Annotated in this window: 25 protein-coding genes; 13 read left to right on the top strand and 12 right to left on the bottom strand. The window is 40.0% G+C overall.

Annotated features, from left to right (window positions below; translation table 11 throughout):
• Positions 1-575: 575 nt before the first annotated feature.
• The 3 genes from Q4591_RS10080 (at position 576) to Q4591_RS10070 (ending at position 3,418) form a co-directional block, all read left to right on the top strand.
• Positions 576-1,769, top strand: coding sequence for an amino acid aminotransferase (locus Q4591_RS10080; protein WP_102435403.1), 1,194 nt, complete (start codon positions 576-578; stop codon positions 1,767-1,769).
• A gap of 203 nt (positions 1,770-1,972) precedes the next feature.
• Positions 1,973-2,779 carry a glucosaminidase domain-containing protein gene (locus tag Q4591_RS10075; protein ID WP_303460912.1) on the top strand — a complete coding sequence of 269 codons (807 nt, stop codon included), beginning with the start codon at positions 1,973-1,975 and terminating at the stop codon, positions 2,777-2,779.
• A gap of 3 nt (positions 2,780-2,782) precedes the next feature.
• Positions 2,783-3,418 carry a DUF2987 domain-containing protein gene (locus tag Q4591_RS10070; protein WP_303460910.1) on the top strand — a complete coding sequence of 212 codons (636 nt, stop codon included), beginning with the start codon at positions 2,783-2,785 and terminating at the stop codon, positions 3,416-3,418.
• A 92-nt stretch (positions 3,419-3,510) separates the two neighbouring features.
• Here Q4591_RS10070 and ttcA read toward each other — a convergent pair whose 3' ends face one another.
• The 11 genes from ttcA to ccoN all read right to left on the bottom strand — a co-directional run bounded on the left by ttcA (position 3,511) and on the right by ccoN (position 13,398).
• On the bottom strand, positions 3,511-4,449 hold the full coding sequence (gene ttcA / locus Q4591_RS10065) for a tRNA 2-thiocytidine(32) synthetase TtcA (RefSeq protein WP_198589347.1): 939 nt from the start codon (positions 4,447-4,449) through the stop codon (positions 3,511-3,513).
• 70 nt (positions 4,450-4,519) lie between these two features.
• The gene (gene uspE, locus Q4591_RS10060; RefSeq protein ID WP_303460908.1) at positions 4,520-5,449 is read right to left on the bottom strand and encodes a universal stress protein UspE; all 930 of its coding nucleotides are present in this window, start codon (positions 5,447-5,449) and stop codon (positions 4,520-4,522) included.
• Positions 5,450-5,548: 99 nt separating this feature from the next.
• Complete coding sequence (gene etrA, locus Q4591_RS10055; protein WP_102435395.1) at positions 5,549-6,301, bottom strand: electron transport transcriptional regulator EtrA; 753 nt, start codon at positions 6,299-6,301, stop codon at positions 5,549-5,551.
• A gap of 55 nt (positions 6,302-6,356) precedes the next feature.
• Positions 6,357-7,046, bottom strand: a complete 690-nt coding sequence (locus Q4591_RS10050) for a sulfite exporter TauE/SafE family protein (RefSeq protein ID WP_303460906.1) — start codon at positions 7,044-7,046, stop codon at positions 6,357-6,359.
• Positions 7,043-7,216 carry a cbb3-type cytochrome oxidase assembly protein CcoS gene (ccoS, locus tag Q4591_RS10045; protein ID WP_102435391.1) on the bottom strand — a complete coding sequence of 58 codons (174 nt, stop codon included), beginning with the start codon at positions 7,214-7,216 and terminating at the stop codon, positions 7,043-7,045. The genes Q4591_RS10050 and ccoS overlap by 4 nt, the downstream gene beginning before the upstream one ends.
• A complete protein-coding gene (locus tag Q4591_RS10040; protein ID WP_303460904.1) occupies positions 7,213-9,591 on the bottom strand; it encodes a heavy metal translocating P-type ATPase in 2,379 nt (792 codons plus the stop codon). The genes ccoS and Q4591_RS10040 overlap by 4 nt, the downstream gene beginning before the upstream one ends.
• Before the next feature lie 8 nt (positions 9,592-9,599).
• Positions 9,600-10,079, bottom strand: coding sequence for a FixH family protein (locus Q4591_RS10035; protein ID WP_076536711.1), 480 nt, complete (start codon positions 10,077-10,079; stop codon positions 9,600-9,602).
• 116 nt (positions 10,080-10,195) lie between these two features.
• Positions 10,196-11,152 (bottom strand): cytochrome-c oxidase, cbb3-type subunit III, encoded by a 957-nt coding sequence (ccoP, locus tag Q4591_RS10030; protein ID WP_102439471.1) that lies wholly within the window; start codon positions 11,150-11,152, stop codon positions 10,196-10,198.
• Positions 11,152-11,328, bottom strand: coding sequence for a cbb3-type cytochrome c oxidase subunit 3 (locus Q4591_RS10025; RefSeq protein ID WP_102439470.1), 177 nt, complete (start codon positions 11,326-11,328; stop codon positions 11,152-11,154). The genes ccoP and Q4591_RS10025 overlap by 1 nt, the downstream gene beginning before the upstream one ends.
• 10 nt (positions 11,329-11,338) lie before the next feature.
• The gene (gene ccoO, locus Q4591_RS10020) at positions 11,339-11,953 is read right to left on the bottom strand and encodes a cytochrome-c oxidase, cbb3-type subunit II (RefSeq protein WP_303460902.1); all 615 of its coding nucleotides are present in this window, start codon (positions 11,951-11,953) and stop codon (positions 11,339-11,341) included.
• Positions 11,954-11,964: 11 nt separating this feature from the next.
• Positions 11,965-13,398 (bottom strand): cytochrome-c oxidase, cbb3-type subunit I, encoded by a 1,434-nt coding sequence (gene ccoN, locus Q4591_RS10015; RefSeq protein WP_102439468.1) that lies wholly within the window; start codon positions 13,396-13,398, stop codon positions 11,965-11,967.
• 271 nt (positions 13,399-13,669) lie between these two features.
• Here ccoN and Q4591_RS10010 point away from each other — a divergent pair, with 271 nt between their 5' ends.
• Together Q4591_RS10010 and Q4591_RS10005 are read left to right on the top strand one after the other, a co-directional pair.
• A complete protein-coding gene (locus tag Q4591_RS10010) occupies positions 13,670-14,128 on the top strand; it encodes a hypothetical protein (protein WP_303460900.1) in 459 nt (152 codons plus the stop codon).
• A gap of 78 nt (positions 14,129-14,206) precedes the next feature.
• Complete coding sequence (locus Q4591_RS10005; RefSeq protein WP_102439466.1) at positions 14,207-14,419, top strand: hypothetical protein; 213 nt, start codon at positions 14,207-14,209, stop codon at positions 14,417-14,419.
• Between the two features lie 219 nt (positions 14,420-14,638).
• Here the strand turns inward: Q4591_RS10005 and Q4591_RS10000 are convergent, their stop codons facing one another.
• Positions 14,639-15,538, bottom strand: coding sequence for a LysR family transcriptional regulator (locus Q4591_RS10000; RefSeq protein WP_102520578.1), 900 nt, complete (start codon positions 15,536-15,538; stop codon positions 14,639-14,641).
• A 323-nt stretch (positions 15,539-15,861) separates the two neighbouring features.
• On the opposite strand from Q4591_RS10000, the gene Q4591_RS09995 reads away from it, so the two are divergent.
• The 8 genes from Q4591_RS09995 to Q4591_RS09960 all read left to right on the top strand — a co-directional run bounded on the left by Q4591_RS09995 (position 15,862) and on the right by Q4591_RS09960 (position 24,560).
• The gene (locus Q4591_RS09995) at positions 15,862-16,596 is read left to right on the top strand and encodes a histidine phosphatase family protein (RefSeq protein WP_102439464.1); all 735 of its coding nucleotides are present in this window, start codon (positions 15,862-15,864) and stop codon (positions 16,594-16,596) included.
• A gap of 39 nt (positions 16,597-16,635) precedes the next feature.
• Positions 16,636-17,406 carry an SDR family oxidoreductase gene (locus Q4591_RS09990; RefSeq protein ID WP_303460898.1) on the top strand — a complete coding sequence of 257 codons (771 nt, stop codon included), beginning with the start codon at positions 16,636-16,638 and terminating at the stop codon, positions 17,404-17,406.
• A gap of 98 nt (positions 17,407-17,504) precedes the next feature.
• Positions 17,505-18,683, top strand: a complete 1,179-nt coding sequence (locus tag Q4591_RS09985) for an NADH:flavin oxidoreductase (RefSeq protein WP_241903548.1) — start codon at positions 17,505-17,507, stop codon at positions 18,681-18,683.
• A 78-nt stretch (positions 18,684-18,761) separates the two neighbouring features.
• The gene (locus tag Q4591_RS09980) at positions 18,762-19,973 is read left to right on the top strand and encodes an acyl-CoA dehydrogenase family protein (RefSeq protein WP_102439462.1); all 1,212 of its coding nucleotides are present in this window, start codon (positions 18,762-18,764) and stop codon (positions 19,971-19,973) included.
• A 104-nt stretch (positions 19,974-20,077) separates the two neighbouring features.
• A complete protein-coding gene (locus Q4591_RS09975; protein WP_303460896.1) occupies positions 20,078-21,109 on the top strand; it encodes a phosphotransferase family protein in 1,032 nt (343 codons plus the stop codon).
• 54 nt (positions 21,110-21,163) lie between these two features.
• On the top strand, positions 21,164-21,925 hold the full coding sequence (locus Q4591_RS09970) for an SDR family NAD(P)-dependent oxidoreductase (protein ID WP_102476789.1): 762 nt from the start codon (positions 21,164-21,166) through the stop codon (positions 21,923-21,925).
• A 95-nt stretch (positions 21,926-22,020) separates the two neighbouring features.
• Positions 22,021-23,826, top strand: a complete 1,806-nt coding sequence (locus Q4591_RS09965) for an acyl-CoA dehydrogenase (protein WP_303460894.1) — start codon at positions 22,021-22,023, stop codon at positions 23,824-23,826.
• Between the two features lie 272 nt (positions 23,827-24,098).
• Positions 24,099-24,560 (top strand): MaoC family dehydratase, encoded by a 462-nt coding sequence (locus Q4591_RS09960; protein ID WP_303460892.1) that lies wholly within the window; start codon positions 24,099-24,101, stop codon positions 24,558-24,560.
• Positions 24,561-24,613: the final 53 nt, after the last annotated feature.

Below are 24,613 nucleotides of genomic sequence, written 5' to 3'. Positions count from 1 at the left end.
GCTTAGCAATGATGAGAACTTACATACGTAAGTATGGTGCAAAAAAGCCTCAACATTAGTTGGGGCTTTTTTGTATCTGAAATTTGTTTAAATAAAACTTATTACTCATAATCCCTCGTCGTTTTTAAATAGGCGTGCCAGTTCAAGTCTGGCCTCGGGTACCATTATTCTTAGTCTTTGCTTAGCAATGATGAGAACTTACATACGTAAGTATGGTGCAAAAAAGCCTCAACATTAGTTGGGGCTTTTTTGTATCCAAAATTTATTTTAATAAAACATATTACTCATAATCCCTCGTCGTTTTTAAATAGACAACATCAGTTAAACTTTAGCTGGTCTTTCTTTATTCGATGTACTCAATTAAGACTATCTGAAATAAAAAACACACAATACTGAACCATGAACTAAGTTAGAGTTCTTTTTATCAAGAATATTTGGTTTTATGGGAATATTTTTAATGAATCTTCAAACTGTGATCTAATTATTACCAGAATGTCTTTTGTGACTACTTCCTAAAGTCATACAATGGTATAAATAGAAAAAAAGTTGTTCACTTCAATAGTAGGAAAGATGTAATGATATTTTCTCAAATCCCTCAAGCGCCAGCAGATCCTATCTTAGGTTTAACCGATGCCTTTAAAAAAGATACTCGTACAGACAAAGTTAACTTAGGTGTTGGGATCTACAAAGACGAAGCAGGTCAAACTCCTGTACTGACATCGGTAAAAAAAGCTGAAGCCATTTTATTAGAGACTGAGAAAACAAAGAACTATCTTGGAATTGAAGGTGTGGAGCGTTATAACCAAGTGGTTCAAAGCTTATTATTTGGTAAAGACAGTGCCATCATTCGTGACAAAAGAGCATTTACCGCCCAAGCACCTGGCGGAACAGGTTCTTTACGAGTTGCAGCTGAGTTTTTAGTAAACAACACTGACTCAAATATCTTATGGGTGAGTAACCCGACATGGGCAAACCATCAAAATATTTTTCAAACTGCTGGTTTAGAGATAAAAGAATACGGTTATTACAAAGCTGAAACACATGACATGGATTTCGATGCTATGGTCACCGATCTAAATACTGCGCAAGCTGGTGACATGGTGCTTTTACATGGCTGCTGTCATAACCCTACAGGCATTGATTTGACTATTGAGCAGTGGCAAATCATCGGTCAACTATGTAGCGACAAGCAATTGGTTCCTTTATTTGATTTTGCTTATCAAGGCTTCGGCGCCGGCATTGAAGAAGATGCACAAGGGTTACGTGCTGTAGCTGCCAAAGTGCCTGAATTATTAGTCGCTAACTCATTCTCAAAAAACTTCGGTCTTTATAATGAGCGTATCGGTGCAGTAACCGTTGTTGCTGAAACAGAAGTTGTAGCACAAAAAAGTTTTAGCCAAATCAAAAAGACTATCCGTGCGAGTTACTCAAACCCTCCAGCTCATGGTGGCTTAATTGTGAGTACCATTTTATCTGATGATGGCTTACGTAAAGAATGGGAATCAGAGCTTAGTGCTATGCGTCAACGTATCGCAGAAATGAGAACCTTATTTGTAGATACCTTAAAGCAAGAAGGCGTATCACAAGACTTTAGCTTTATATCACGTCAAAACGGTATGTTTAGTTTTTCTGGTTTAAATAAGCAACAAGTAACTCGTTTAAAAGAAGAGTTTGGTGTTTATATTGTAGGCTCAGGTCGTATTAGCGTTGCAGGAATGACAAAACAAAATATCCCTGTGATTTGTAAAGCGATTGCACAGGTGCTTTAACGATAATGGGCCTTAAAGGCCCATTATTTTTACTTAATCAGTTATCTAAACTTGATATAAAAGCGCTTAAGGTAGTCCATTTTTAATCTCTATTATTGAAATATTTCAGTCTGTTAAAATAGCGATTAATCGCTTTAAGTCATACCTTCTATTACGTGCAAATCTCGGTATAATCACTAAAAAAATTACATAAAGGCTTTTAATTGAAAACAGGTAGAATTGGAAAGTTTACCCTTGCTTTAGCGGCGGTCATCATTGTTATGTTTTTTATCAGAGCTTGGCTAGTACCAACGATTGAACAAATCTTGATAACCACTCCTGATATAAAAGAAAACCCACAGCTTTCAAATCAAGTGCCAGATTTTTCGAGCATTTCAGATATCCCAACTAAGAAACAAACGTTTTTTGATTACATGACGCCTGCAGTCAAACATCAAAATGCAATTATTAGTGCAGAAAGAAAATTTTTAATTGTTATTCTCAATAACCTTCGTAATGGGCAACCGCTTACTGATGCTGATATTTTTAAATTGCAAAAGCTAACTCAAAAATATCGATATCAAGTAAAAAAGTTTGATTTAATCACTCTGACACCGTTACTTGAACGCGTCGATACCTTGCCAGTTAAAATGGTACTAATTCAAGCCGCCAATGAAACTGGTTGGGGCAGCTCTCGCTTCGCTACAGAAGGTAATAATTATTTTGGGCAATGGTGCTTTTCTAAAGGCTGTGGTTTAGTGCCGCAATCAAGAACCCCAGGGCTTAATCATGAAGTTGCATCGTTTGATACCCCAGAGGACTCAATAGCTGCATACCTGCTTAATTTGAATACTAATTCGGCTTACCATTTATTACGTTCAATCAGGGCGGATCTAAGAGCCCAAGATATTGAGCCCACTGCAGAAGAATTGGTCTTTGGCCTGTTACATTACTCAGAACGTAAACATGAATATATCGACGAATTACTTCTAATGATGCGTCATAATAAAAATTATTTAGCTGGATTATAGTTAATGAAAATAACAACAAGATTAGCAATGGCTACAGTGGCTTTCTCGGTAAGCTTTTTTTCAATTGCCGATACGGTATCTATTCCTTATGCCGGTTTTTACGAAAGATTAAAGCAGGTCAACAAAGCCAACTATCAGTTAGTTGAAATTGTGTTTAGTGTGCCTAAAACTCAAGCTTGCACTATTTTAAGCGGGGATATCAGTACTGAGAAAAACCAATATCCATTAACTTTTAATGAGCAGCAGCGGCTTTTTTTACCTTATGATGCTCAGTTAAAATCTGATCGCGGTTTAATTAACTTAACCATGAAGGGTGATCCCACAGGATGTGGCATAGCAATGCAGGTGAGGGCGAAGCAACAGCTTAAATCATATAATCAGCAGCAAATCATTGCGGTAAAAGATGATATGGATGCGTTATTGGATGGCCAGCAAGGTTTTCCAATGAAGTATTTTAGAAAGTCAATATCTGGTGTTACATTCAGTTTTAACGATACTGACTATCCGGTAACTGTTAGCATTGATAATAAACAGCAGCTTATTAGTGAGCCGCTACAATTGGCTAACTTTACACTCAATGAATTAAATGAGATTTCTTTTTCTGTTACTCCTGCAGTCATTAGCCCGTTTGTCGAGTAAAACTTTTTAGATAGATTGAAAAAGCCCTCAATAGAGGGCTTTTGTATATCTACAGCACTTATTAAAGTGCTGTATAATCGAACGTTATGTGATTACGGCTTGTAGGTACTCACAACATCAATTCTTGCTGCAGCATCAAGATTAATATGGCCGTTGTTACTCATATCAAGAAAATCAAATGCAGGTAGCTCTGATTCAGCCACAGCGCCAGACATAGGTGCGTCAGCATTTCTTTCAAGTGATAAGAAATCAAATTGGTTACGATCAACACCTTGTGACGGCGAGGTATTTTGCATCGCCGTGAAGATGGATTCGATTCTACCAGGGAAATCCACATCCCACTGTTTTAGCATGTCTTTAACTGCACCACGTTTTAAATTTTCTTGTGATCCGCAAAGGTTACATGGAATAATCGGGAACTGTTTCAATTCTGCGTATTCAGCGATGTCTTTTTCTTTACAGTAAGCTAATGGACGGATCACCATGTTAGCCCCATCATCCGAAAGTAATTTTGGTGGCATTGCTTTCATCTTGCCACCAAAGAACATATTTAAGAATAATGTTTCAATGATGTCATCACGGTGGTGACCTAAGGCAATTTTAGTGGCTCCGATCCGCTGTGCGAAACCATATAGGGTTCCTCTACGAAGGCGAGAACATAAAGAGCAAGTGGTTTTACCTTCAGGGATCTTATCTTTGACTATCGAGTAGGTGTCTTTTTCTAAGATATGGTAGGCCACTTTTAAACTATCTAAATAGGCAGGTAGAATATCTTCTGGAAACCCAGGTTGCTTTTGATCTAAATTTACCGCGACAACTTCAAAAGAAATCGGGGCACGTTTTTGTAAATTTAATAAAATATCAAGCATGGCATAACTGTCTTTGCCGCCTGAAAGGCAACACATAACAATGTCACCTTCTTCAATCATTTGATAATCGCCGATAGCACGACCAACTTCATGGCGGAGCTTTTTTTCGAGCTTATTTTGACGATCCAATTGTAGTTTGTTTTGTTGTTGCATTTGCGACATAAAAAAGCGCCCAGTAACCATTTGTTTCAGGGCGCGTATTATTCCAGCATTCTGCCTTAGGGTAAAGGATTTACTCTTCTAGAGGTGACTTATACCCATCTGGCTTGATAGCGAGTAGATCACAGTTAATGCTATCAATAACATGTTCTGCTGTATTACCAATTAGTGCGGCAGAAAAACCTGTACGACCCACTGTACCTAAAATAACTAACTCAGCGTCTAACTTTGTGGCTAATTCAGGAATAATATCTTCAGGCAGACCTTCTTCAACATGGCAATTTTCTAATGGAATATCAAAGCTATGGGCGATAGATTGGATCCGTTGTTCATGCTGCATTCGGACCGTGTCGTTATAACTTGCGGCATCAAACTCTGGCAATTCTATGGCTAAATTGACTGGGGTACCTGGATAGCCATTAACTAAATGCACTTTAGCTGAAAACTTATCGGCTAAATTTAAGGCGTTTTTAATAACTTTGGTATTAAGAGTCTGATGATCTTCATCTTCAGACGCTACATTTATTGCGCAAACAATATTACCTGCTACTGGCCAATCGTGTTCTTTAACCATAAGAACAGGAATAGGCGCTTTACGTAATAAATGCCAATCAGTAGGGGTGAAAATAATTGATTTGAGTTTATCGTGCTCGTGGGTGCTTTTGACCAACAAATCAAATTGTTCATCGATAGCGTATTTAATAACACTTTCAAATGGGCGATTGTGCCAAACTACTTTCGCATCAATAGACATTCCAGACTTAGTATAACTTTCGATGGCTTCATTTAACCAGGTTTCACGTTGAGCTATAACGCCTTGACGCATAGCTTCACGCTCATTACTGGATAAAATTGATGTCATCTCGTAGGAGAAGTCAAAAATAGTGAGAAATGCAGTGATAGTTGCGTTGGACTTAATCGCTAGCTCAACAGCTCTAGCTAACGCAGGTTGATGATCTGTCATAGGGTTTATGACAACGAGTATCTTATTATAATCCTTCATAAAACCTCCAAGCTAAAATGTTAAACTCTGTTAATTAACTATCACTGTTATTGCCATAAAATACTTTGAGAGAGATCAAACTTTGAAAAGTTATTAAGCCTAGGTTGCAATCCGCGAATTACCCGCTAACTGACTCAGTGCTTTATGATCAACAATAGTGATGTATTTGCCTTTAACTTCAATAAAGCCTGACTTTTGAAAACGGCCAAGTAAGCGGCTAATTGTTTCAACTGTTAGCCCAAGGTAATTACCAATATCACCACGGGTCATGGTTAATCTAAATTCATGAGGTGAGAAACCGCGGCTACCAAAACGGTTAGCCAGATTGCTGATAAATGCGGCTAGGCGTTCTTCGGCATTCTTTTTAGATAACAACAAAATCATTTCTTGATCGCTCATGATCTCATTACTCATGAGACGCATTATCTGTTGTCTAAGTTTTGGCATACTGCCCGCTAAGGTATCTAAAGTATCAAACGGTATTTCACATACCATTGCAGTTTCTAATGCTTGGGCAAAACTCTGATGAATTTGAGAATGAATACCATCAAAGCCGATAACGTCACCAGCTAAATGAAAGCCAGTGATTTGTTCATCGCCTTGCTCTGTGATGGTGTAGCTTTTAATTGTGCCAGATCGAATAGCAAATAAAGACTTGAGAGGATCACCAGACTTAAATATTTGGTCACCTTTTTGCACTGGCTTTTTACGCTCAATAATCTCATCGAGTCTATCTAACTCGTTGTTATTAAGCGAGAAGGGGATACATAATGATTCCATACTGCAATCATGACAATGTATCGCACAACCTCCGGTTGATGCTCGAAGTTGTTTAGTTGGGTCTATAGGCATATGTACTCTCAATTAATTACTACTTAGCCATGTTAAACTAATAACAAAGTTACAGCTAGTTTAGCTGCATGATGGCGATATATATAGTTTGTAGCCCAAATACTACAATCAAGATCCCACTTGTCATTCGGACCTGCTTTTTTTGTACCCATTGAGCTAACGTTTTCGCCGCTACACCGGCACTGAGTAACGCGGGCAATGTACCTAAACCAAAAGCTAACATGATTAAGGCGCCATCAAGGGCATTACCAGCCGCAACAGCCCAAGTTAAGGTGCTATAGACTAAACCGCATGGTAACCAACCCCATATTATACCAGCCATGACGGCTTGATGTTTATGTTTAATGGGTAACAATTTGTTAGCCAATGGCTTTAAAAAACGCCATAACATTTTGCCTACTTTTTCGATTTGCACAATACCAAACCAAAGCTGGGCGATGTAAAGCCCTGTGGCTATCATCATAATGCCAGCAAAAATACGCAGGCCGATAAGATAGTTATCAAGGTCAAACATATAACCTAAGGCTGCGGTACTGGCTCCAGCTAATGCACCTGCTAGGGTATAACTGAGTATCCTGCCTAGATTGTAGCTTAATAAAAAACTTAACTGATTGGCGAGCTGATTCGATGCTGTATTGGGTAAGTTAGATGCAAATGCGCCAACTAAACCACCGCACATGCCAAAGCAATGTGCCGCACCCATTAATCCAACTAAAAAAGCACCCCATACATTGTATTCAATCAATTCTTTTTCTCTGATTCTGTTTCACTTGGTTTATCTTCATCAAATAAAATAGAAACACTTTGACGGTCTAAATCGTCGAATTGTTCACTTTTGACTGCCCAAAAGAAGATGGCAACAGCAATTGCAACAAATAGCATTGCGATAGGAATTAGTACGTAGATGATACTCATATTTTTATCCTGAGTAAGCGTAAGCTGTTAGATACGACGATAATCGAACTAACTGACATTCCAATCGCTGCAATATACGGTACTACATGACCGGTAACCGCTAGCGGTAGAATAATGACATTGTAAGCAAACGCCCAAATTAAGTTTTGTTTTATTATTTTATTTGTTAACTTTGAAACTGTAATTGCTTGATTAAACTTAGATAGTTGATCACCAAGTAAAATCAAATCGGCACTATTTTTAGCGATAGCGCTGCCACTTCCCATCGCGACGGATAAATTGGCTCCGGCTAAAACGGGAGCATCATTAATGCCATCTCCAAACATTGCCACATCTTGTGTTTGTTGTAATTTGTTTATCAAATCTAGTTTATCTTTAGGGTTAAGTCCTGCATAACTATTTTTAACATTAAGCTGCTGCGCGATAGCGTTCACATGGCTGGCACAGTCACCACTAGCAATACTAACATCGATATTTTGATGTTGAAGTTGTTTTATGGTTTCTAGACTATCTACCCTGAGAGCATCCTTTAGGGAAAAACAGGCTGTAATAATGCCATTCACAGACAACCACAACAGTTTGCCGTTGCACTGATTGGCATCGACTCCCACAAATTCAGCATTACCAATTTTAACGACATCAGTATTAATGTTACCTGATATGCCTAAGCCAACGTGATGCTGTATGTCGGTGGCACAAATATCACTGTGAGCATGGGCTTTAAATGCACTGGCAATTGGGTGAAGTGAGCCAGTTTCTAATGCGGCGGCATAGGCTAAAACGGTTTGTTCATTTTGGCTATCGGTTAATACAATACTTTCAAGTGAAATAGTGCCGCAGGTTAAGGTACCGGTTTTATCGAATACGACATGGTTGATACGAGGCAGTTTTTCAAATACCCCAGCTTTTCGGGTGATTATACCCAGTTTGGTAAAAATAGCCGTCGCGCAAGTAATCGCAGTTGGCGTAGCAAGGGCGAGGGCACAAGGACAGGTTGCCACTAATACCGATAATGTCACCCAAAAAGCATCTTCTGGTGAAATTTGTAACCACACCACATAGGTTAACGACGCAATTGCTAAAATCGTACCTGAAAAATAACGCGCTAACCTATCAGCCAGTTTCGCAATAGCAGGTTTGGTGTTTGAAGCCACTTCTTGCAAGCGAATAATTTCAGCGACGAGTTGATCTTGTCCTAAAGCGGTGACTTTTACCGTCAGGGCTTGATCAATATTAATTGTGCCAGCAAATACACTGTCATTAATGGTTTTAATGAGAGGCATTTGCTCACCTGTGAGCATTGATTCATTAAGGCCCGATTTCCCTTCAATAATATCCCCATCAGCGGCAACGATATCGCCCGGTCTAACAAGGATAATATCGCCTAATTTTAATCGCTTGGCAGGTATTTCTGAAATATCACCATCAAGTTTTAAATGAGCTGTTAATGGCACCAGTTTATGAAGATTACTTGAATTGACGGATGCAGTTTGTTTGGCTTTTTGTTCAAAATAGCGGCCAAGTAATAGGAAGAAAGTAAACATGGAGACAGATTCAAAATACACTTCTCCATTGCCATTAATCGTTGCAAAACAACTGGCAATATAAGCTCCGGCGATTGCAATTGATACCGATAAGTCCATATTGAGTTTACCGCTAAGTAAACTTCTTATGGCGCTGAAATAAAAAGGCTGAGCAGAATAAAATACCACTGGCGCGGCCAAGGTCATACTGACCCAGCGAAAGTAATCGCGCATTTGAGTATCTTGGAGGGTGAAGTAATCAGAGTACAAGGCCAATGCAAACATCATCACTTGCATGGTAGCAAAACCAGCTAAGCCTAAGCGTAATAAAAACTTTCGGCCTTCTGTTTTACTTTGCTTTTCTTGCTCATCCACTTGATAAGGCGCAGCCTGGTAGCCAATACGGCTTATCGCCGCAAGAATTTCACTGAGTTTCAGTGACTCTTCATGCCAACTAACTAAAGCGCGCTGCGTGGTAGAATTTACGCTTATGTTAGTAATACCCGCTAATTGTTTTAGCTTATGTTCAATTAACCATGCGCATGCCGCACAGGTTATACCGTCAATCGAAACTGAAATGGTATTGATACCATCAACTTTGTGGGTAAGGTCTTGTTGAACTTCAGGGATATCATAAGCTGAGTATTGCGCTAATTCAGCTGGGACCAGGGCAGTTTGTTTGCTACCCGGTTCACTTCGATATTGGTAATAACTCGCCAGACCTGAATCAATAATAGCTTGTGAAACCGCCTGACAACCAGGACAGCACATAAGCTGATCTTGGTTGTCGATAAAAGTGGTGAATTCATTGCCAGTTAAAACAGGTTCATTACAGTGATAGCAGTTTTGCATTATATATATTAATTCAACCAGTATTCGACATCATCATGAATTTCAATACGTTGCTGGATTCTCCAGCTTGCATCAAAGCCTTCAAGTCGGACATTCCATGGCCCAGAAATCGCTTCTGATAAACCAATTCGATATGTGCCGTTGCCATCAGCAGTGGCATTTATGTTGAAATCTTTTTCTTCAAGGGTTGGGTGAATAAAACTGACTTTCAATACGGCTTGGTATGCAGGACCGCCATGTTGAGATATTTTAAGTTCGTGATCGTCAACTTCAATTAAGTATTGCATGCCTAAGTTTTTAGCTTGCTTAATTTTACGCAAATCCATATTGATGGCTTTGCCTTCTTTGTAATAATCATCTGAAACCAAGGAGTCAGCATTATCAATGGCGATACTCATCGCAACCATGCTTTTAAGGACAACAACAAAAAGAAGAACAACGATAAACCAAGGCCAAAAGTGCTTATACCAGGGAAGAGGAGCAGACATAAAACGGTCCTAATTATTAACTTTTATTATTAATCTATTTTAACCTGAAAACCATTAATAATCACTTAAAAAAAAGGCCTCGTTTAAACGAGGCCTTTTTTGTTATCAAGCTGTAACTATTTGTTTGATAAGCTATAAACGTATGCAGATACTACATGAACTTTTTCTTCACCTAGGATATCTTTCCACGCTGGCATAACACCTGAACGACCATTTGCAATTGATTGCATAACTTGTAAACGGCTTCCGCCATATAACCAAGCATCATCAGTTAAATTAGGTGCGCCCATAAACTTATTACCAGTGCCATCCATACCATGACAAGCAAAACAGCCTTTCATGAATGAACCTTGACCTTGAGCTGCTAACGTAGCGTCATGATCACGTCCTGATAATTTAAACACGTATTCAGCTAAGCCACGAATTTCACTATCTTCGATGGGTAATCCGCCTTTAGGAGGCATCATGCCGTTACGACCATTCATCAGCGTTGTCTTAATAGTTGCAGGATCGCCACCATATAACCAATTACCATCGGTTAAATCTGGGAAGCCAACACTACCGCGAGCATCCGAACCATGACATTGAGCACAGTTTTGTAGGAATAAACGCCCACCAACTTTAAGTGCCTCTTCGTCTTTAACTAGCTCTTCAATTGGCGTAGCTAAATAAGCAGCAAAGATAGGGCCGTATTGCTTGTCAGCACTTGCGACTTCACGATCGTACTGAGAAAGGCGTTGCTCTGCAGTAGCTAACTCAACCGCTGCTTTAGACTCTTCGATTGAACGAACACTTTGGTTCGAACTTGTCCAACCAAATAGCCCTTGATAGCTGCCAAGACCGGGGTAAAGTGCTAGATAAATCAAACCAAACACGATACTGATGTAGAACATATAAGACCACCACTTTGGTAGTGGGTTATTGAGTTCTTCAATGCCGTCAAAGCTATGACCCATTGATTCCCCTTCATCAATTCCTGTGTTGTTCTTAGAGCAAGCTCTAAGCAGGAAAAAACAACCGGCGATAACTAATAATGTTGGAAAAATAATCCAAACGTTCCAAAAGATACTCATTACTTATTATCTCCTGAATTATTAGCGCGTGTCGCGATTTCTTCTTCAGAAAAAATCAGATTAGCAGCTTCATCAAATTTGGCTTTGCTTTTTGAGCTATAAGCCCAATAGAAAATACCGGCAAATACCACCATAACAATAATGGTTAGAATGCCTTGTAATGTTCCATAATCCATAACTGCCTCCTTATTTCAGTGCATGACCTAAAGACTGAAGATAAGCAATTAACGCTTCAAGTTCAGTTTTGCCTTTAACAGCAGCTTCAGCACTTGCAATTTCTTCCGCGGTATACAAATTATGATCCGGGTGGAAATTACTTAAGATTTGCATTTTATTGCCCGTTAGTTTTCCATCTAATTTGGTATCTGCTAACCAAGGGTAAGCAGGCATATTAGATTGAGGCACTACACTACGTGGGTCGATTAAATGCACTTCATGCCATTTATCACTGTAACGACCGCCAACACGGGCTAAGTCAGGACCAGTACGTTTAGACCCCCACTGAAATGGGTGGTCCCAAACTGATTCGCCAGCAACAGAGTAGTGACCGTAACGTTCAGTTTCGGCACGTAAAGGACGGATCATTTGGCTGTGACAGTTGTAACAACCTTCACGGACATAAATATCACGACCTTCAATCTGCAAAGCATTGTACGGCTTTAAACCTTCAACTGGTTCAGTAGTATCTTTTTGGAAAAGCAAAGGGGTGATCTGTACTAGACCACCGAAACTAATTGCGATTACAGTAAAAATACCAAGCAGGCCGATGTTTTTTTCGATTATTTCATGATTAAATTTCATCGTTCTGCTCCTTATGCTTTGGCTTCAGCTAATGCTGGAAGGGTGTCTTTAGGGGCATTAACGGTACGCAACACGTTATACGCCATGATAAACATACCCGTTAAGAAGAACACACCACCAATAAAGCGAACAAAGTAGAACGGATAAGATGCTTCTAAGCTTTCAACAAAGCTATAAGTCAAAGTACCGTCAGAGTTAACTGCGCGCCACATTAGACCTTGCATCACACCAGAGATCCACATTGATACTATGTATAAAACTGTACCAATTGTCGCTAACCAGAAATGGACGTTAACTAGGCTAGTACTGTACATACGGCCATGACCAAATAGCACAGGAATTAAATGGTATAAAGAACCAATTGAAACCATCGCAACCCAACCAAGCGCACCAGAGTGAACGTGACCAACAGTCCAGTCAGTGTAATGAGACAGTGCGTTTACGGTTTTAATTGCCATCATTGGTCCTTCGAAGGTAGACATACCATAGAAAGATAATGAAACAACTAAGAAACGTAATACTGGATCTGTACGCAGTTTATGCCAAGCACCAGACAGTGTCATAATACCGTTAATCATACCGCCCCAAGAAGGTGCGAATAAAATTAGCGACATCACCATACCCAATGTTTGTGTCCAATCAGGTAAAGCAGTGTAATGAAGATGATGCGGACCTGCCCAGATATATAACGCAATCAATGCCCAAAAGTGAACAATTGATAAACGGTAAGAATATACCGGACGACCAGCTTGCTTAGGTACAAAGTAGTACATCATACCTAAGAAACCTGCTGTTAATAAGAAACCAACAGCGTTATGGCCATACCACCACTGCACCATGGCATCTACTGCGCCAGAATACATTGAATAGGATTTGAATAAGCTTACTGGTACCGCCATTGAGTTAACAATGTGCAATACTGCAACCGTAATGATGAAAGCACCGAAGAACCAGTTTGCAACGTAAATATGCGATGTTGTTCGTTTGATAATGGTACCAAAGAACACAATTGCATAACTCACCCAGACAATGGTAATGGCGATATCAATTGGCCACTCAAGTTCTGCATATTCTTTACCAGAGGTGAAACCCATTGGTAATGTAATTGCAGCAGAGAGGATAATGGCTTGCCATCCCCAAAACGTGAAAGCAGCTAATTTAGGTGCAAACAGTTTGGTTTGACAAGTGCGTTGTACGATATAGTAGGATGTTGCGAAAAGGGCTGAAGTACCAAACGCGAAAATCACGGCATTCGTATGTAAAGGTCGTAAACGACTATACGTTAACCATGGAGTTTCAAAGTTTAGTTGTGGCCAGATTAACTGGGCCGCAATCAATACACCAACTGCCATACCAACGATTCCCCACAATACTGTGGTTAATGCAAATTGGCGAACAACGGTGTAATTGTAATCAGCGCCTGTAGGCTGGGAATGGTTCATCATAATGCTTCCACGGCTTATTACTTTTACTTTAAAATTAGTAAAGAAAGATCTTTACCTGTTTAGGGTGACAGGTGGTTAAAAAAGTATCTGTTTTAGAGTTGCTTTTTTAATTATTGTCAAGGTGTTACCTCATGTTTTTTATAACTATCACGAGGCAATGCAATGATACTTGAGCTAAGTCAAAAAAGATATATGTGAGCTAGGTGTAAACTTGATCTAGATCAATTTCCTAAAGATAATGTTATCAATATGAATCGAGAGGTTAAAAGTTGTGCAGTTTTTAACAAAATGGATTGTTGGCTCTTTTTTTATAGTGTTTTTAGGTGGATGTAATCCTCAATCAAACACTAAAACAGTAACATCTGATGTAATAGACAGCAGTTTGTGCCAATTTCAACAAGGGGCATGTAAGTTAAATGTTAACGGTATCGACATTATGCTGATGATTAACCCCGTTTTCACACCAAGTGAAAAACCTTTGAGTATCGATTTACACTTTTCCGTCCCTGTCACTGATGTAAAAATGCGAATCGAAGGAAGAGACATGTTTATGGGGGTAATACCGGTAAATCTTACTGCAGAAAAAAACAGTAATCCTAACCACTATAAAGGTAGTGCTATTTACGGTTCCTGTAGTAGTAATTATATGGTTTGGCGCGCGCTAGTTAACTATTCAATTGACGGAAAGCCGCAATCAACATGGTTTGATTTTTTAGCTGACAATAAATAGTCAAAGATAAAGGCTGAATCTTATTGATAATCATTCTCAATTAGTTATAATAGCCAAAAAATCAATTGAGAAAATAGTATGTCCCAATTAAACATTTCAATATCCATCGATAAACTTGCTAAGTTAATTCAATCAGGCCAATTGTGCGTTGCTGACTTTAGAAGTTTAGACACTCAAACAAAGCAACAGTTATGGCAATTATGTCTGCTCAGTTGTAAAGAACGGATACACTGCCAGCATCCTGCCGATAACCCTAACAACTTAATAGAAATGTTTTCTGAGTTAGGGTGATTTAAGCATTATGAAAACTAAAATCACCTTCTTTAAACCAAGTTAGTACTACCGACATAGTGAATGTCAAACTTCATTAGTAGATGACGAGTTGGTACCTCAAAACGTTAACAGTGCTTAACTACAGCTTGCATCAAACTTTCAAATCAAAGCCAGTATTATTGATTAAGTCTAGGTTCAGTTACTGACAAGCTTTTAACGGGCCAATTAATTGTTAGTTTAGTTATTTGATGCCGCCATAATCATTTTATTACGAAGCCACTTATTAGCGGGCTCTTTATCGACATTCACATGCCAATATAAATGCACGTCAATGCCCGGCAATTCAACAGGCATCGGATAAATGTTGATATCAAACAATTCACTGTACATCTCAGCTGCTCTTCTAGGCAATGTGAGCAACATATCGTTATTGGTGATAATACGGCATGCCGAAAAAGGATGTTGGCAACGTAATGATATTTTACGATGTAAGCCTAAGCGTGATAATTCAAAATCTTCAAGTCCTGGCCCTGTTGAGCGCGAAGACACTAAAACATGTTGAAGATGTAAATAAGTATCCAAATCTAAGCTGCTATTAATAGTTGGGTGCTCCTTGCGTGCCACCACCACCACTTGATCTAGTTCTAGTTGGGTATGCAAAATATTATTGCTAACAGGAATAAGTGCATCAATGGCTAAATCGATATCGCCACTGGCTAATTTATTTTCTAAATCACTACGCCTTACGCGTTTATTACTGCGTAGATTTATCGTCGGAGACTCTTTAGATAAACTTTGCTGTAGTGGCGGTAAATAGTAGGGTTCTAATGAACCATGCAATGACAGTGAAAAATTTTCACGGGAGGTTGACGGCTCAAACTGCCTTGATTGCACCAAACAAACCTGTAGCTGATGTAAGGCTTCACGCACATCCGCAATAACATTCTTTGCCACCGGCGTCGGTCTCATTTCATTACCTTGTCGCACAAATAAAGCATCATCAAAGTGAGCACGCAACTTACCTAAGGAATGACTGACTGCGGGTTGAGACAAATTCAGTACAGAAGCCGCCTTTGTTATATTTCCCTCACAATAAATTGCATCAAAAACCACAAACAAATTTAAATCTATTTTCATGCTGACACCATTGCATCCTTGCTAAAAATCTACACTGCTAACTTTAATCAAAAAAATTCAACCTACGCTGGTCAAAATTTATCAGCCTAACTATTTAAAATATAAATAGTAGGGTATAAGAACTATTCATTTGTTTAATCTAGGTTGCAACCTTAGCATAGTCAAGTCGATTTTAAACAGCCCGATTACAAAGGTAACTAAACCACCAGCAGTTGTTAGTCAATAAACGTGCAGGTGGTAATTAAAAGCTATAAACAAATTGAAGCATCAATAAACGTTTTTTGTTTCGCTGCTTAAAACCCAATATCACACTGAGTATTTATATGGCTGCAATATATTTGATAAGACATGGGCAAGCTTCTTTTGGAAGTGCTGATTACGATCAGCTGTCAAAAAAAGGTGAACAACAAGCACAGCTTCTTGGTGAATATTGGCGCGCAAGAGCCCAGCCAAGTAAGTTTTATTGTGGCGATCTGTTACGCCATGGGCAAACATTATCTGGATTTAATAAAGGTTATCAAACCAGCACAGTACCGATGATTATTCACTCGGGCTTTAATGAATTTGACCATGTTGATATTTTAAAAAAACACCACCCTCAATGGCAAAACTTCCCCAAGATGAGTGAAGATATCAATAAATTGCAGCACCCCAATAAAACCTTTCAAAAAGAATTTGCACTGGCGTTAGAACGCTGGATGTTCAGTGATAAACATGACGAATATAAAGAAAGCTGGCCGCAGTTCAAGTTACGCTGCATCCGTGCGCTACAAAATATAATAGATCAAGAGTTGGCCACTAAACGCCAGCTTAGTGCTAATGATGACAATGCAAAAAAATCAAAAGATATATTGGTATTTACTTCCGGCGGAACAATTTCAGTCATCATTCAACATATCCTTAAATTAACCAATAAAGAATTATTGATGATAAATCAGCAGGTTAGAAATACCAGTGTTACTAAATTATTATTTTCAGAACAGATGCTAAGTATCGATTATTTAAATAATTATAGTCATTTAGAGCAAGCAGGAGAAGACTGGGTAACCTTTAGATAACGCCGCATAAAACAACTTAAAAATAGATAGGGATTAAGCATGGCAGAGATCAACTTATTTGATTTAACAGGGAAAGTAGCATTAGTCACTGGCGCGAGTCGTGGTATTGGTGAAAGTATTGCGAAACTTTTAGGCCAGTACGGCGCGCATGTTATCGTTTCAAGTCGAAAATTTGATGCGTGTAATAAAGTGGTCGATGACATTGTTATCGCTGGCGGCAGTGCAGAGGCAATTGCATGTCATATTGGTGAGATGGAACAAATAGACTCGCTGTTTGCCGCTATTACACAAAAGCATGGCAAGTTAGATATTTTAGTGAACAATGCCGCCGCTAATCCATATTTCGGCCACATTATGGATACTGATTTAAGTGCCTTTCAAAAAACTGTTGACGTTAACATTCGTGGCTATTTCTTTATGTCTACCCAAGGCGCTAAATTGATGAAGCAAAGTGGCGGTGGATCTATTGTCAATGTGGCATCCGTTAATGGCGTTATCCCGGGTGATTATCAAGGTATATATTCGATAACCAAAGCTGCGGTAATTTCAATGACGCACGCTTTTGCCAAAGAATGTGCTCAGTTTAATATTCGAGTTAATGCGTTACTACCTGGCGGCACAGATACTAAATTTGCCTCGGCATTAGTCGACAACCCTAAAATCCTCAAACAAATGATGCATCACGTGCCAATGAAACGTGTGGCGCAGCCAGACGAAATGGCCGGCACAGTATTGTATCTCGTCTCTAACGCTTCTAGCTATACCACAGGCACCGCGATTAATGTGGATGGTGGCTATTTAATCGGTTAATTAACGAGATTATGGCAAAAGCCGTTATTAATAGCAGTCAATTCGCATCAAATAACTAAAAACAATAACCAATAAAAACCCGTGTTAGGAAAAAAATTATGAGCAGTCAAAACAGCACTATTTCAAGCAACAGCACTATTTCTAACAACAGCACTCCGAATAACACCAATAATAGTATCGATAAACTATTTGAATCTTTCAGCAGCAAAAGTTTGTCATTAAAAAATAAAACCGTGATGGCACCAATGACACGTGCCTTTTCGCCAAACTATGTACCTACTGCAGATGTTGCGGCTTACTATCGTCGCCGCGCAGAAGGTGATGTAGGTTTAATTATTACCGAAGGTACCTTTATTTCCCATAAAGCGGCTAACGGTTATGAAAACGTGCCCGCGATTTATGGAGAGAAGGCCCTTGCAGGCTGGAAGCATGTGGTAGATGAAGTACACGCCGCTGGCGGAAAAATTGCCCCTCAGCTTTGGCATGTGGGGTCTGTCAGAAAATTAGGCATAGGTCCAGATAAAGAAGCGCCTGCCCATAGTCCGTCTGGTTTATACAAACCTGGCGCAGAAAATGGTGTCGCTATGACTCAGGCCGATATTGATGACGTTGTTGCTTCATTTGCCCAAGCAGCATTGGATGCGAAAAATATTGGATTTGATGCTATCGAAGTGCATGGGGCACATGGTTACTTAGTTGATCAGTTTTTCTGGGAAGGCACCAACCAACGCCATGATAAATATGGTGGCTCACTTGAAAATCGCACTCGTTTCGGTGTTGAGATTGTCAAAGCCATACGTGCAGCTGTAGGTGCAGACTTTACAATTATTTTCCGATTTTCTCAGTGGAAACAACAAGATTATAGCGCCAAGCTTTGCCAAACCCCTGAGGAATTAGAAACTTTCTTATGTTTACTCAGCAATGCCGGTGTCGATATATTCCACGCAAGTACCCGACGCTTTTGGGTTGCTGAGTTTAAAGGTTCAGATCTTAATTTAGCGGGCTGGACTAAAAAGCTTACCAATAAACCCGTTATTACAGTGGGTAATGTTGGTTTAGATGCTGACTTTATCGGTGAAGGTAACGCCGATCTTTCTGGCACATCTAACCCAACGGGTATTGATGAATTACTGATCCGTTTAAATAACGATGAGTTTGACTTAGTGGGTATTGGCCGCGCTTTACTCGTTGATCCGCAGTGGGTAAATAAGATTAAGTCCAATGCGATAGACGAGATTAAACCATTTAACAAAAAATCACTGATGTCGCTTAGTTGATTGTTAACTGACGACATGACCTGCGTACTGCACTGTTTGTAATGCAAAAAATGATGTTCAGATTGAAAGGGGAATAAAATGGATTTTGAATACAGTCCTAAAGTTCAGCAGCTAATGAAACGTGTCAGCAAATTTATGGATTTACATATTTTTCCTAACGAAGCAGCAATGCATAAACAAGTTGAACTTGAACCTTGGTCAACCCCTCCTTTAATGGAAGAGCTCAAGGCAATCGCAAAAGCGGAAGGCTTATGGAATTTATTTTTACCGGTTACCTATGGCAAATATAGTGCAGGGTTAACCAACCTTGAATATGCACCGCTGGCAGAGTTAATGGGCCGAGTCATGTGGGCGCCTGAAGTATTTAACTGCGCTGCACCTGACACTGGCAATATGGAAGTATTAGCTCGTTACGGTAACGAAGCCCAAAAGAAACAATGGTTAGAACCATTACTAGAAGGCAAAATTCGTTCAGCTTTTGCGATGACAGAGCCAGAAGTCGCTTCAAGTGATGCGACCAATATTGAATTACGTATAGAACGTGACGGTAATGAATATGTCATTAATGGCCGTAAATTCTATATCAGTGGCGCATGCCGCAAGCAATGTGAAATTATGATTGTGATGGGTAAAACGGATCCAACAAATAGCAATCGCTACGTACAGCAGTCACAGGTGCTGGTACCAATGGATACCCCTGGTGTGACTTTAGTCAGGCCGATGAAGGTATTTGGTTTTGATGACTCGCCAGAAGGCCACGCTGAAGTCATGTTTGACAATGTCCGTGTACCTGTTGCAAACATTATTGTTGGTGAGGGCAAAGGTTTTGAAATCGCTCAAGGTCGCTTAGGCCCTGGGCGGATACATCATTGCATGCGCTCAGTTGGCATCGCCCAGCGGGCTTTAGATTTAATGTGTAAACGTGTCAGTGAACGCATTGTGTTTGGTCAGCCGATGATAAAACAACAATCGGTACGTGAAGATATTGCAAAGTCAGCCTGTCAGATTGAACAAGCGCGATTGATGACGTTAAAAGCAGCCCAAAAAATGGACACCGAAGGCAATAAAGCCGCTAAAGATTTAATCGCCATGATTAAAATTGTTGCCCCGAATATGTCCCTTGATGTCATCGACCGTGCAATCCAATGCCATGGGGCTGTGGGTGTTAGCCAAGATACATTTTTAGCTCATGCTTGGGCTGGGCAACGAACCTTACGTTTAGCTGATGGACCCGATCAGGTGCATATGATGCAACTGGGACGTGACTTAGTTAAGAAGGTAGCGAATTAACATCTGGCATCACCTGACTGTAATCAAAAGGGTGAAGTGGTTTTGATTCGCGACACTAAATTAAGTTAACTATTGACCCTAAGTGGTCTAAAAGAGAATTGCCAATGTTAGACGATAATTTAATAGACCTTAAACAATTAACTCAGTATCTAGAGCGCCATATTGCGGGTTTTAAGGGTCCCATTACGCTTGAAAAGTTTGCCGGTGGCCAGTCTAACCCGACGTTTAAATTGCAAGCGGCAACAGGTAACTATGTGCTGCGCAGGCAACCACCTGGCAAGTTGCTAAAGTCAGCCCATGCTGTGGATCGCGAATATAAAGTGATCAAAGCATTGCAAGATACTAAGGTGCCAGTCGCAAAGGTATATCACTTATGTGAGGACCCAAACATCATCGGCTCGATGTTCTATGTGATGGAGTATTGCGATGGCACTGTGTATTGGAGTGCATCTTTATCTGACATAGCCACGAATGAGCAACGTACAGCAATGTATGATGAAATGAACAAAGTATTGGTAGCGCTGCATAGTGTTGATGTCGAGCAGGTAGGGTTAAGTGATTATGGTAAAGCAGGTAACTATTTTGAGCGTCAATTAGCCCGTTGGACTTCTCAATACCGCCAGACTGAAATTACCACCATTAAAGCGATGAATGATCTAAGCCAATGGCTAGAAGCGAATTTACCTAATGATGACGGTCGAAGCTGTCTAGTCCATGGCGATTTTCGCCTAGACAATATGATGTTTGCCAAAGACTCAGCCAAGGTCATTGCACTGCTGGATTGGGAATTATCAACGTTAGGCCACCCGTATGCTGATTTAGCTTATCAATGTATGCAACTAAGAATGCCTGCAGGTTTGGGTAGCATCGACGGATTGAAAGGTGTCGATCGTACTAGTTTAGGTATCCCTACCGAAGAGGAATATGTAGCCCGATATTGCCAAAGAATGGGTATCGAGCGCATTGAAAATTGGGTGTTTTATCTCGCATTTAGTTTCTTCAGGTTAGCCGCTATTGCTCAAGGCGTTGCTAAACGCGCATCCCAAGGCAATGCATCAAACGAAAATGCTAATAAAGTCGGCGCATTTGTCGAACCGTTAGCAAAAATGGCCCTACAAGTAATCGCCCAAAAATAACTTGCAGCTTTCACTGCTATAACCAAATAAACCACGAATTACAGGAGTTATCTCATGGATCCATTATTAGATTTTAGCGGTAAAGTCGCCATCATAACCGGGGCGGCACAAGGTTTTGGACAACTACTTGCCCAAGAACTAGCAAATCGCGGCGCTAAACTAGTGATCAGCGATATCAATGAAGCAGGTGTTCATAAAGTGGCAGATGATATTGCGGCAACAGGCGCAGAAATTCTAGCCATGAAATGCGATGTTTCAAAAAATGACCAGTGTAAATTAATGGTAGACACTGCCATGGAGGTATTTGGTCGTGTAGATATTGGAGTCAATAACGCCGGGGTTGCCCATGAGTTTATGCCGTTTCATCAGATAGATGAATCTATTATGGATAGCCAATTTGCGGTAAACGTTAAAGGTGTGCAATTTGGCATGCGTCATCAAATACAACAAATGCTGACCCAAGGAGAAGGGGTCATTCTTAATGTCAGTTCTATGGCGGGTATTGGCGGCGCGGCATTAGGCAGTGCTTATTCAATGGCAAAACATGCGGTTATTGGCTTAACCAAAACCGCTGCGGTTGAATATGGCCGCGCCAATATACGGGTTAATGCAATTTGTCCATTCTTTACGCTAACCCCTATGGTCACCAATTTTGCAGATGCTGAGCAGCAACAAAAAATGAGCCGCGGCGCACCTATGAAACGCCTCGGTGAGCCCAAAGAAATAGTCGCGGTGATGTTGATGATGCTATCGCCAGCAAATACCTATATGACAGGCCAATGTATCGCAGTAGATGGCGGAGTATCAGCCCTTTAAAAGGCAACTTTTAGCCAGAGTGAGTTAGTCACGCTTAGGGAATCACTGTTTTACAGGATTTACAGCGAGTTTTTGACCAATAAAGAGAACAAATTATGCCAGCTAGTTTAATGAATCAACGCGATCTTGAATTTATGCTTTATGAACTGTTTGATAGTGAGGCTTTGATTACTCGTGAGCGTTACCAAGATCATGATCGACAAACATTTAATGAAGTCGTTAATACCGCTAAAGCCATTGCAGAGAAGCATTTTCTTCCCATTCGCCAAAAGTTAGATACACATCAACCGACATTTGATGGCACTAAAGTGCATCTCATACCTGAATTAAAACCTGCTATTGATGCCGTCAATGAATCAGGTATTGCTGCAGCCACCGCAGATTACGATGTCGGTGGAATGCAACTGCCGCCAATTGTCGCCAGTGCAGCTGGCGCTTATCTTAGTGTGGCTGGGGGCGTAGGTATGGGTTACAACATGCTAACAACGGCAAACGCCAATTTACTTGAAGCCCACGGCAGTGATGAACTGATTGAAACCTGGGTTAAACCAATGCGTGAAGGTCGCTTCATGGGTACCATGGCGATGACTGAACCGGGAAGTGGCTCTGGTTTAGGGGATTTAACCACCAAAGCGATTAAAGCTGAAGATGGCAGTTATCGCATAACGGGTAATAAAATATTTATTTCGGGCGGTGATCACGATCTCAGTGAAAATATCGTCCATTTGGTGCTTGCCCGTCTCCGTGGCGCACCGCAAGGGGTAAAAGGTATTTCACTTTTTGTCGTCCCTAAATTTTTATTAAATGAAGACGGCACAATCGGTAACGATAATGAAGTGGCATTGGCAGGATTATTTCATAAAATGGGCGGCCGGGCGCAAACCTCAACGGCGCTGAGTTTTGGTGAAAAAAATGGTTCAATAGGTTACTTGGTGGGTGAAGAACATTGCGGTTTGAAATACATGTTTCACATGATGAATGAAGCCCGCATCATGGTCGGCATGAGTGGCGCTGTACTTGCTGTCGCCGGTTATCAGTACTCAGTTGATTATGCCAAAAACCGTCCACAAGGTCGTTTACCTTCTTGTAAAGACCCGTTATCCCCTATGGTCAATATTATTGAGCATGCAGATGTAAAACGTATGCTATTAGCGCAAAAGGCCATTGCAGAAGGTGCTTTATCATTAGTGTTATACGGCACCCAATTAAGTGATGACGAGAAAACAGCGCCAACCATAGAGCAACGACAATATGCTCACACGCTATTAGACTTTTTAACCCCCATCATTAAAACCTGGCCATCTGAATATGGGCCTAAAGCCAACTCCTATGCGATTCAGGTAATGGGAGGCCATGGTTATATTAATGAGCATCCTGTGGAAATGTTCTATCGTGATAACCGTCTTAATCCGATACACGAAGGCACAACAGGCATTCAATCATTAGATTTAATGACCCGCAAAGTGCCTATGAACAAGATGCAGGGTTATATAGCAACATTGGACGAAATAACTAAAATCATTGCTGTAGCAAAAAAACACCCAAATTTAAAAGTGTTTTCGAGTCAGTTAAGTGATGCAGTAAGGTTATTAAAAATTACTACTGACTCAGTATTAACGGCAATGTCGACTGAAAATATAGACTTAGCATTAGCCAACTCAGTTAAATATCTGGAATTGTTTGGCCACATTATTATTGCATGGCTATGGTTAAAACAAGCGATAGTAGCCACAGAAGCACTTAGTAAAAAGCCGCATCAAGCAGATGAAAACTTTTATCAAGGTAAGCTGCAGGCTCAGCAATATTTTTATCGATTTGAACTACCGAAAATTGAGCACTGGTCAACCATTTTGTTAACCTCTGACAGTACAAGTTTTGATATGCAACCTGATTGGTTTTAAAGGTTGTATTGTGTATCTGGTGATTTTGAAGCTTAACTTATAAATTAATTTATAACCCCCTCAAAAGCATGATTGATTTTATCAGTCATGCTTTTTTATTATCAGGGTAAATTTTCATTCAATTTATCTTTTTAACTTCCACATCTACTATTCGCTACGGGAATGTGAAGGTATCAAAACTATTCATTTGTTTAATCTTGTTGCTCACATTAGCATGAGTTAATGCTTAATTTTTATTCATTAATTAAATGTGACAAGGGAATGACAACATAATGCCAACAGTAATTAATAGAGAAGACATTGGAAAGTATATCGGCTTTCAAGCTGAGGCTACTGATTGGCATACCATTACTCAAGAGCAAATAAACCAATTTGCAGATTGCACGCTCGATCATCAATTTATCCATGTAGATGAACAAAAAGCCAAATCGACCCCCTTCGGCAGCACCATTGCTCACGGTTTTTTATCTTTGTCTATGTTGTCTCATTTTGCCGAAGACTTCAGCGTCATCATCGATGGTTTTTATATGGGCTTAAATGCCGGTTTCGATAAAGTGCGATTTTTACAACCTGTAACGGTTAACAGTCGTGTTCGTGCTTTTGCAAAAACCTTATCTATTGAAGAGAAAAAACCAGGACAATTTAGATTATCTACCGAAGTAACAATAGAAATAGAAGGCTGTGATACACCAGCGCTGGTTGCTCAATGGATATCTGTGCAAATGGTTATATAAAGGATTTTCCTTTAAACAATAATAACAATAGTGAAATTGAAAATTAGGAAAAC

Origin of the sequence: Shewanella sp. 3_MG-2023 (assembly GCF_030548765.1) — a bacterium.
Lineage (GTDB): Bacteria > Pseudomonadota > Gammaproteobacteria > Enterobacterales > Shewanellaceae > Shewanella.
The sequence above is the reverse complement of the archived record's forward strand: the minus strand, read 5'-3'. Positions and strand labels throughout refer to the sequence as shown.

Bases quoted from the DNA above. Each gene is read 5' to 3' on its own strand.
- Q4591_RS10080 (WP_102435403.1), top strand. From the start codon at position 576: ATGATATTTTCTCAAATCCCTCAAGCGCCAGCAGATCCTATCTTAGGT.
- Q4591_RS10070 (WP_303460910.1), top strand. From the start codon at position 2,783: ATGAAAATAACAACAAGATTAGCAATGGCTACAGTGGCTTTCTCGGTA.
- ttcA (WP_198589347.1), bottom strand. From the start codon at position 4,449: ATGTCGCAAATGCAACAACAAAACAAACTACAATTGGATCGTCAAAAT.
- uspE (WP_303460908.1), bottom strand. From the start codon at position 5,449: ATGAAGGATTATAATAAGATACTCGTTGTCATAAACCCTATGACAGAT.
- etrA (WP_102435395.1), bottom strand. From the start codon at position 6,301: ATGCCTATAGACCCAACTAAACAACTTCGAGCATCAACCGGAGGTTGT.
- ccoS (WP_102435391.1), bottom strand. From the start codon at position 7,216: ATGAGTATCATCTACGTACTAATTCCTATCGCAATGCTATTTGTTGCA.
- Q4591_RS10040 (WP_303460904.1), bottom strand. From the start codon at position 9,591: ATGCAAAACTGCTATCACTGTAATGAACCTGTTTTAACTGGCAATGAA.
- Q4591_RS10035 (WP_076536711.1), bottom strand. From the start codon at position 10,079: ATGTCTGCTCCTCTTCCCTGGTATAAGCACTTTTGGCCTTGGTTTATC.
- ccoP (WP_102439471.1), bottom strand. From the start codon at position 11,152: ATGAGTATCTTTTGGAACGTTTGGATTATTTTTCCAACATTATTAGTT.
- Q4591_RS10025 (WP_102439470.1), bottom strand. From the start codon at position 11,328: ATGGATTATGGAACATTACAAGGCATTCTAACCATTATTGTTATGGTG.
- ccoO (WP_303460902.1), bottom strand. From the start codon at position 11,953: ATGAAATTTAATCATGAAATAATCGAAAAAAACATCGGCCTGCTTGGT.
- ccoN (WP_102439468.1), bottom strand. From the start codon at position 13,398: ATGATGAACCATTCCCAGCCTACAGGCGCTGATTACAATTACACCGTT.
- Q4591_RS10005 (WP_102439466.1), top strand. From the start codon at position 14,207: ATGTCCCAATTAAACATTTCAATATCCATCGATAAACTTGCTAAGTTA.
- Q4591_RS10000 (WP_102520578.1), bottom strand. From the start codon at position 15,538: ATGAAAATAGATTTAAATTTGTTTGTGGTTTTTGATGCAATTTATTGT.
- Q4591_RS09995 (WP_102439464.1), top strand. From the start codon at position 15,862: ATGGCTGCAATATATTTGATAAGACATGGGCAAGCTTCTTTTGGAAGT.
- Q4591_RS09990 (WP_303460898.1), top strand. From the start codon at position 16,636: ATGGCAGAGATCAACTTATTTGATTTAACAGGGAAAGTAGCATTAGTC.
- Q4591_RS09985 (WP_241903548.1), top strand. From the start codon at position 17,505: ATGAGCAGTCAAAACAGCACTATTTCAAGCAACAGCACTATTTCTAAC.
- Q4591_RS09980 (WP_102439462.1), top strand. From the start codon at position 18,762: ATGGATTTTGAATACAGTCCTAAAGTTCAGCAGCTAATGAAACGTGTC.
- Q4591_RS09975 (WP_303460896.1), top strand. From the start codon at position 20,078: ATGTTAGACGATAATTTAATAGACCTTAAACAATTAACTCAGTATCTA.
- Q4591_RS09970 (WP_102476789.1), top strand. From the start codon at position 21,164: ATGGATCCATTATTAGATTTTAGCGGTAAAGTCGCCATCATAACCGGG.
- Q4591_RS09965 (WP_303460894.1), top strand. From the start codon at position 22,021: ATGCCAGCTAGTTTAATGAATCAACGCGATCTTGAATTTATGCTTTAT.
- Q4591_RS09960 (WP_303460892.1), top strand. From the start codon at position 24,099: ATGCCAACAGTAATTAATAGAGAAGACATTGGAAAGTATATCGGCTTT.